The following is a 2207-nucleotide window of genomic DNA, read 5'->3' as shown; positions in this document are numbered from 1 at the left end:
TAATCTTTCCCATTCATTATTTTAAGTATTTCTTCTCTTCTAGCTTCTAATATCAATATTCTTTCTCTATCCACTTCTTCTTCATTAGGTGTGGTATTCATCTCTTCTTGACTCTTCCTTCTTTCATCTAATTCTTCTAATCGCCTATTCTCCTGCTCTTCTACCTGTAACTGCGAAGCTAATATTTCATCACTTATAATCTGCTGTTGGGATTGAGAGATATTTTCTGAACTGTGACGCATTTCTTTACTCCTTATATTAATGAGTTTGTATATGCCTATTTCCCTAATACTTTATTTACCTATTTCTTTATTACTTAACTGTCCTCTTAGCTGGTCTAAGGCTTTGATGTTGATATATACCTTACTCTTTTGGTTACTATCTCCTCCCTTCTCCTGTTCTTCTATCTTAAATGATTCCTTGCTAATACCTAATTTTGTACAGCATTCCTCTATCTCCTTCCTATTGCCGATCACCTTCAACTCAACTTCTTCTGTGCCTGGTTTTAATCTTTTAGTTTCTATCTCTTTTAATAGCACTGCTCTAACTCTCTCTAACCTAGTTTCTTTAAGACTTGTCCTCGGTTTAATATCCTCATCTTTTTCTTTCCCTTTTGTATTCTCAACTCTGCCTTCTTGTTTATGAGCATGTTCCTGTGGTGTTATCTTTTTTAATAACCCCTCTGCTTCATATACCATCTTAGGATCTACTTTAGTGCGAACTTCTATACATTCTTCTAAGGATGCTATAGCTTTTTCTATCCTACCTTGCTTCACATATACACATGCTAATCCATATAATGCCTTACCACTTAAATAAGACTGCTTATTATCTTGTTCTAGGACTTTCAGAAATAACTGTATTGCACTACTTACATCTCCATTTTTTTCTCTTATCAGCAATATTCTGCCTATTAGTTCAAATTCTTGTGTTAACAACACACCTTCTTTTATAAAAACATTTAATCTTTTAAATAAAATCTTAGGTGCTAATCGTTTTATATCTAAATTTATTTTTAACCAATCATGCAGGTGTTCAGAAATTATTTCGAGTAGTTTATCACAAACTTTTTTCTTTTGCTTTTCTTGATTTGTCATAGCTAGATCTACTAAGGTGCTTATTGCACCTAAGTCATGTTGGTTTAATCCTTGTAATATTTTCTTAATTGCAATGTCTTTAGAATAAAAAATTTCTGGTTTGCCATTTTTAAGTAATATTTCTCTTTCTATTACCGCTCCATCAGGCTGTATGTATTTTTGTGTAATATATCCAGTTTTGCTTTTTACAAGTACTATATTTTGTTTAGTTTCCTTAACCCTAATACTTATATCGCTTATATTCATACGTTGATTTTCTTCAAAACATTTTAATGCCTCATTATAAAAACAAACTCGAATATAGCATTCTGCTATATTCGTTATAAGAGTTGGAGTCTCTTTAGTTTTTAAAGATGGTAACAAAACAAAAAGCATTCTAGCAGTTTTAAAACTTTTTAATGCAACATGGTAGTGTAAAGCTATTGCCTTATTATAATCTGTTTCTCTATCTCCAAGGGCAAAATATAATGCTCCTTGGGTATTATAAAATCCGTAAAGCTCAGTAGCATCCTTTATATATTTCTTTAATTGGTCTGCTTCATCTAAGTATTGTTTACATAGCTTATAATTTTTAAGTTCTATTAAACATTGAGCCATCCTTACAAGATTTGAAAATTTAATATTTATAAGGTTATTATTTTGGCCTTGCTCTGAAAGCAATTTATTAAGGTTAAAACAATATACTAATCCTTCTTTATAATAATTAATGGCAACTTCTCTATCATTTTGACTAATTTTAGCGAGTTTTATGTAATTAATAATTAGATTATTTGTTACTTCTATTATACCTTGGTAATTATTAAGTTTTTTATTAATTTCATAAGCTCTTTTATAATATTCATTTGCTTTAATCTTATCATCTTGGTCATCATTTATACTTGAGTAATATAAACCAAAGCCATTTATTACTAACGCTTTTGAGGGGCTATCTTCTCCTCTATAAACTATATTTGAAACCATTAATGCTTCATCTAAAGCTTCTTTAGCTTTTTGGAATTCTCCTAGCTTTATATATGCAGTAGCTAAACTATTATATAATTTAATCACTAACTCATTTATATTATTACCTTTCTTCTTATTAATTAATATTGCTAGGTTTAGATGGTATAT

At 29.7% G+C, this 2207-nt stretch carries 2 protein-coding genes; both read right to left on the bottom strand.

Features of this window, described 5'->3' with window-relative positions; all coding sequences use genetic code 11:
- A partial coding sequence (locus NF27_RS08165) for a hypothetical protein (protein ID WP_039458152.1) occupies positions 1-242 on the bottom strand: 242 nt, incomplete at its 3' end.
- A gap of 51 nt (positions 243-293) precedes the next feature.
- Positions 294-2207: tetratricopeptide repeat protein (locus tag NF27_RS08160; RefSeq protein ID WP_039458150.1), on the bottom strand; the 1914-nt coding region annotated here is incomplete at its 5' end.

Source organism: Candidatus Jidaibacter acanthamoeba (assembly GCF_000815465.1).
Taxonomy (GTDB): domain Bacteria; phylum Pseudomonadota; class Alphaproteobacteria; order Rickettsiales; family Midichloriaceae; genus Jidaibacter; species Jidaibacter acanthamoebae.
Note: the sequence above shows the minus strand (reverse complement) of the source record. Positions and strands in the feature narration are given on the sequence as shown.